5 protein-coding genes are annotated in these 5,854 nt (G+C 53.9%); 4 read left to right on the top strand and 1 reads right to left on the bottom strand.

The window, feature by feature from the left end; translation table 11 throughout:
• Positions 1–238, bottom strand: a 238-nt coding sequence (locus tag COW20_05375) for a hypothetical protein (protein ID PIW49585.1), incomplete at its 3' end; no start/stop codon positions are given.
• A 205-nt stretch (positions 239–443) separates the two neighbouring features.
• On the opposite strand from COW20_05375, the gene COW20_05370 reads away from it, so the two are divergent.
• The 4 genes from COW20_05370 to COW20_05355 all read left to right on the top strand — a co-directional run bounded on the left by COW20_05370 (position 444) and on the right by COW20_05355 (position 5,661).
• The gene (locus tag COW20_05370) at positions 444–1,346 is read left to right on the top strand and encodes a 1,4-dihydroxy-2-naphthoyl-CoA synthase (GenBank protein ID PIW49584.1); all 903 of its coding nucleotides are present in this window, start codon (positions 444–446) and stop codon (positions 1,344–1,346) included.
• 172 nt (positions 1,347–1,518) lie between these two features.
• Positions 1,519–2,400, top strand: a complete 882-nt coding sequence (locus COW20_05365) for a hypothetical protein (protein ID PIW49583.1) — start codon at positions 1,519–1,521, stop codon at positions 2,398–2,400.
• The gene (locus COW20_05360; GenBank protein ID PIW49582.1) at positions 2,385–5,063 is read left to right on the top strand and encodes a hypothetical protein; all 2,679 of its coding nucleotides are present in this window, start codon (positions 2,385–2,387) and stop codon (positions 5,061–5,063) included. The genes COW20_05365 and COW20_05360 overlap by 16 nt, the downstream gene beginning before the upstream one ends.
• Positions 4,996–5,661: a CDP-archaeol synthase gene (locus COW20_05355; GenBank protein ID PIW49581.1), complete on the top strand. Its 666-nt coding sequence runs from the start codon at positions 4,996–4,998 to the stop codon at positions 5,659–5,661. The genes COW20_05360 and COW20_05355 overlap by 68 nt, the downstream gene beginning before the upstream one ends.
• The last annotated feature ends 193 nt before the right edge of the window (positions 5,662–5,854 follow it).

Raw genomic sequence — 5,854 nt, 5'->3', positions numbered from 1 at the left:
GTACCTGAAAACCAACTGGGGAAAACACTTCAGGTGAAATGCCTTTGACCAGGGCCGTATTGGCGGGAATCAAAGAATGAGCAGAAGCCACCTGACTTTTGATTTGAAACCCCTGAGGGGATGTTGGGTTGTTCAAGCTGGGAGCCTGGGTCATGCAGGAAAAGAGCAGTAGACTGGTCATAAGGCTGGCCGTAAAAGGCGTAAAAGATTTGCGAAGAGAGATTAAAAATTTGCCCATAGAAAAACCCCCAGCAGCGGCGTGATTTTCTGAATATACGGTGAAGGGCTTGAAAAATCAAAGGCCAAAATCTGCCATAATCCCCCTTGGATTGGATTGTCGTTTTTTGTAATTGTTCGGAGCCAAATCATTCTTGCGATTTTCTTCAGCAAGATCCACGAAAAGGGTATACTGCCTGAAAAAATCCTGTTCAAGGAGTGCCCCCATGTCGCAGACGATCTCCCCGATTTTTGACCCCCAGGCTTGGGAAACTGTGCCCGGCTTTGATTTTACAGATATTACCTATCACCGCGCCCGCGAACAGGGCACGGTCAGAATTGCCTTTAACCGCCCCGAAGTGCGCAATGCCTTTCGCCCCCATACGGTGGATGAACTCTACCGCGCCTTGGAGCATGCCCGCCAGTGGAGCGATGTGGGGTCTGTGCTGTTAACAGGCAATGGCCCCTCACCCAAAGATGGCGGCTGGGCTTTCTGTTCGGGGGGGGATCAGCGCATTCGCGGCAAAGATGGCTATAAATACGAAGGTGATCCGGGCAGTATCGATCCCGCCCGTCTGGGACGCTTGCATATTCTCGAAGTGCAGCGTCTGATCCGCTTTATGCCCAAAATCGTGATCGCCGTGGTGCCCGGTTGGGCTGTGGGCGGCGGCCACAGTCTGCATGTGGTCTGTGATTTAACCCTGGCCTCTGAAGAACATGCCCGCTTCAAGCAGACCGACCCGGACGTTGCCAGTTTTGATTCGGGCTATGGTTCGGCCTATCTGGCCCGTCAATGTGGTCAGAAACGGGCCCGCGAGGTGTTTTTTCTGGGGCTGGACTATACCGCCCGTGAAGCCTTTGAAATGGGCATGGTCAATAAGGTGGTGCCCCATGCTGAACTCGAAACCGTGGCCTTGGAATGGGCCCACCTGATCAACCACAAATCGCCCACGGCCATGCGCATGCTCAAATTTGGCTTCAATCTGATCGACGATGGCCTGGTGGGCCAGCAAATCTTTGCCGGTGAAGCCACCCGTCTGGCCTATGGCACCGATGAAGCCCAAGAGGGCCGCGATGCCTTTCTTGAAAAACGTCCCCAGGATTACAGCCGTTTTCCCTGGCATTATTGAGAAAGCTAAAGTTTCGTGAATTCTTGCATTTTTAAGTGCCGAGTGTGTGCTGGGTAACTGCCAGCCAGGGCTTTCTCTCGCTAAACTGCGGGGTATGCATCACGAATCTCAAGCATCCACTTCAGCACCGACGCGCGCTTTACCTGCGCGTCTGGCTTTGTATCTGGGGGAAATGTATCCCCCAGTTCCCAGCCTGCTGATTTCGCTTTTCTCGTTTTACAATCTCTATTTTTTTGTGGCAGTGCTGCGGGGTGAGTCTTTGGGGGTGAACCGGGCTTCGCTGGCCGGGGCGTTTACGATTTTTCTCTTTTTGCTGTTTTTGCGGATTTCCGATGAACTCAAAGACGCCGAGAGCGATAAAGTGCTTTTTCCCCACCGCTTGGTGCCTTCAGGCCAGGTGCTGCTTTCAGATCTCAAGCTTTTGATGGGGCTGACGATTGCCCTGATGCTGGGCTTGAATCTGTTTGTGACGGGAGCGCTCTGGGCCTTTCTGATTTTATTTGGCTTTGGCCTGCTGATGCTGAATTATTTTTTTCTGCGCGGCTTGATTTCAAAAAGCCTGTTGCTGGCCCTGATCAGCCACAACCCTTCGGTTTTGCTGATGAACCTCTATATTCTGGCGGTCTATGTGGCCGGTCACCCCAATTTTCACTGGCGTTCAGAATATCTGCCACTTTTGCTGATTTTTTGGTTGCCCGGCCTGGCCTGGGAACTTTCACGCAAGCTCAAAGCCCCACAGGATGAAAATGAATATGAGACCTATTCCCGAATCTTTGGCTACCGTTTGGGGGCTTTTTTGCCCATGCTGGTGATCAGTCTGCACTATTGTCTTTTGATGTCGTTTATTCTGCGTGCGGCTTTCAGCCCCTGGTTCGTGCTGGGCATGACCCTGGCGGTGGTGGTCGTTTTGAGTTTCTTTTTCTTGTTTATTTTGCGCCCGAGTTCAAAAACGGCGCGCTTGAAACCGTTTATGGAAGGTTATATGTTGATCAATGCGCTTGGATTATTGCTTGAATTGGTGGTTCGTAGGGGGCTGATATGGCAGATTCTTTGATTTATACCGCTCAAAGCCCCGAAACCTGTTGGCCCGAATTGGGGGGCAAAGCCCAGAATCTTTGGCATCTTTCCCGACAGGGCCTGCCGGTGCCGGATTGGTGGGTGCTCAGTACCCGTGCCCTGGAATTGGCCTGCGAGCCCATGCAGGAAGAAATTCAGCGCCTGCTTTCACGGCTGAATACCCAATCGCGCTTGAGCTTGGAACAGACCAGTTTTCAGCTCCAACAGCTGATTCTTGAACTGGAAATCCCCGCTGCCCTGCGCGAGGAATTGCGCACAGCTTTGCCTGAAGAAGGGATCTTTGCAGTGCGTTCTTCGGCTTTGGGGGAAGACTCTCCCCTGCATTCCTTTGCGGGCCAATTGGATACCTGGCTCTGTGTGCCCCGTTTTCAGCTTGAAGACAAATTGCGGCAATGCTGGGCAGGTTTGTTCAATGAGCGTCTCTTGGTTTACCTGCACGAGCGGGGGTTGGACCCCACCCGTCTGCGTCTGGCCGTCGTGATTCAGCGCATGGTCGAAAGCCGGGCCTCGGGCGTGATCTTTACGGCCAATCCCTTGGGCGATTTGAACGAGCTGGTGATCAGTGCGGGCTATGGTCTGGGCGAAGGGGTGGTCAGCGATCAGGTCGAAACCGATACCTACCGTTACCAGCGTGGAACTCAGGAATGGGAGGTTCAGCTCTCGGATAAATTGAAACAGGTGCTGCCCGCTCCCGGAGGTGGTACCCAAGAAGCAGAGGTGCCTGAAGCCCAGCGCAGCAAACCCGTGCTCGACAGTGCGCAGCGCATTACCCTGCTGGCCCTGGCGCTCAAAGCGGAATCACGTTACCAGCACTGTCAGGATTTGGAATGGGCCCAGGATGCCCAAGGCAATTTCTGGCTTTTGCAGGCCCGCCCAATTACCACCATTCCCCGGGGCCAGCGCACTGTTTTTGACAATAGCAATGTCGTGGAGAGTTATCCCGGCATTACCACGCCCCTGACCTTTTCGTATATTCGCGGGGCCTATGAGATTCTTTTCCGCAATTCAGTGATTCGCATGGGCGTGCCCCACGCACTGGTTTTTTCCAAGCAGACCGTTTTTCGCAATCTGATTGGGCATTTGCAGGGCAGGGTCTATTATAACCTCAGCCATTGGTATGCCATGTTTCGGCTTTTGCCTGGCACTGAGCCCTATATCCGGGTTTGGGAAGAAATGATGGGCATTCGCCGCCGCGAAGAACAAACCGGCCAACCCCGTCTGGAATGGAAAGAGCATTGGCGTGAGTGGTTGGGCATTGCCCGGAAACTGGGCAAAATACACCGCAACCTCGATGCCGAAATGCTGGCTTTTCGTGAGAAGTTTCAGCGGGTCAGTCAGGCTTTTCAGGCCCACGATCTGCAGGCTATGGACTCCCACGCCCTGCTCGAAACCTATACCAACCTCTGTTCCGATTTGCTCTATGGTTGGGAAATCACCGTGCTCAACGATGGTTTTGCCTTTATCTTTTCAGGTTTAAGCCGCAAACTGCTTGAAAAAGCAGGTTTTGCTGACAGCCGTGAAATTTTTAACCACCTGCTCTGTGGTGTGGCCGGCATGGAGAGTGTCGAGCCGGTGCGCTCTGTGATTGCTTTGGCTGAGCAGGTGCGGGCCGAAGCCGATCTTCACGACTTTTTAGAGCGCCACGGTGAAGACCCTGAAATTTTAACCCGTCTGCGTTACAGCCGCTTTTCGGAATTTTATACGGCGGTTGAAACCCATTTGGCGGCCTATGGCGATCGCAGCCTGGCCGAACTCAAACTCGAATCCCCCAGTCTGCGCGAGGCGCCGCAACAGCTGATGCGCTGGATTTTGGGCTATGTGCCCGGCAGCCTGACCGTGGCTGAGTTGGCCGCACGGGAAGCGGAGATCCGCACCCAGGCCGAAAGCCGCTTGCAGCGTGAAAGCCGTTTGAATCCCTTGATGGACATGCTGTTCCGCTATTGCTTAAAGCAGGCCCGGCGCAGTATCAACTACCGTGAAAGTTCACGCTTGGATCGGGCCCGTTCCTTTGGGCTGGTGCGCCAGATTTTCAATGTCTTGGGTCAAAAATTGGCAGAGGCAGGCGCTTTGGAACAGCCCCGTGATATTTTCTTGCTCAGTATTGAAGAGCTGATGGCTTTTGTCTATGGACATGGCTGGGTGCCCTCCCTCAAACTGCGGGTGGCTGAGCGCCGGATTGAAAGCGTGCAGTGGTATGCCCAGCAGCCCCGCGAGCGTTTGCTGACGCAGGGGCCCGTTGGGCTCAATCTGATTCCGCAGCGTCCTCCTGAACCTTTGGAACAGGGCTCGGCCTTGCAGGGCACGGGCTGTGCTCCGGGTCTGGTTACGGGTGAAGCGCTGATTGTGACCGATCCGGCTGCTGTGACAGGGGATTTGAAAGGTAAAATTCTGGTCGCCGAAATGACGGATCCGGGTTGGGTCTTTTTGATGATTTCAGCCGCAGGCCTGGTGGTTGAAAAAGGCAGTCTGCTTTCGCATACCGCAATCATTGGCCGTGAATTGGGAATTCCTACGATTGTCGGCGTGTCGGGTGCCACCCGCCGGATTCAGAATGGGCAGCGCCTGAGTTTGAATGGCCAGACCGGTCAGATTCAGATTCTTGAAAATGGGGCTTCCCTGCCTGAAACGGCTTCGGTTTAAGGGCCTGCCCATGAGTTCTCTGTCGCGTCTACTCTGGCTGATTTTTCCGCTGGTGCTGGCGGGTATTTCGAATATGGTCTGGATGAAACTGCCCCTTTGCAAGGGCTGGCAAGTGCCCATGGATCAGGGCCAAAACTGGCGCGATGGGCGGCGGATCTTGGGCGACAATAAAACCTGGAAGGGGTTTGTCGGCATGATCGGGGTCAGTGCATTCTGGCTCCAGGTTTTTGAGCTGCTGGCCAAAAATTTTAACTGGGCGGCAGACCTTTCTCTGATTCCTTTCAAGACCTGGGTTTTGCCCCTGGGCTGGTTCTATGGCGCAATTTGGGGCTTGAGCTATGTTTTGGCCGAGCTGCCGAACAGTTTTATCAAGCGGCGCTTGCAGATTGAAGCGGGCAAAGAAGGGGTGGGAATTCTGGGGGGCGTGTTTAAATTTGTAGATCAGAGCGATTCGGTTTTGGGCTGCCTGATCGGTTTGTTGGTGTTTTATACCCCCACCTGGTGGGATGCCCTGGCGATCTTTTTTCTGGCCACAGGTTTTCACTTTCTCACCAATCTCCTGCTGTTTATGCTGGGGCTTAAAAAACAGGCGGGTTGAACGGCTGCCCCGAGTCTGGGGTAGAATAAGCCTATGTTCTCGCTTGAAACACCTGTTTATCTGGTTCATCCGGTGGTCAATCACCGTCTCTTTGTGGCGGCCTGGGGCTCTTATCAGGCATGTTTGGAAGAGGCTTTGCCCGAACGCTATCTGATTCTGCCTGAAGGGGCTGAGCTGCCTGCTTGGGTGGCTG

It is taken from the genome of bacterium (Candidatus Blackallbacteria) CG13_big_fil_rev_8_21_14_2_50_49_14 (assembly GCA_002783405.1).
GTDB lineage: Bacteria > Cyanobacteriota > Sericytochromatia > UBA7694 > UBA7694.
Note: the sequence above shows the minus strand (reverse complement) of the source record. Positions and strands in the feature narration are given on the sequence as shown.

Coding starts and splice junctions, on each gene's coding strand:
- COW20_05370 (PIW49584.1), top strand. CDS start 444: ATGTCGCAGACGATCTCCCCGATTTTTGACCCCCAGGCTTGGGAAACT.
- COW20_05360 (PIW49582.1), top strand. CDS start 2,385: ATGGCAGATTCTTTGATTTATACCGCTCAAAGCCCCGAAACCTGTTGG.
- COW20_05365 (PIW49583.1), top strand. CDS start 1,519: ATGTATCCCCCAGTTCCCAGCCTGCTGATTTCGCTTTTCTCGTTTTAC.
- COW20_05355 (PIW49581.1), top strand. CDS start 4,996: ATGGCCAGACCGGTCAGATTCAGATTCTTGAAAATGGGGCTTCCCTGC.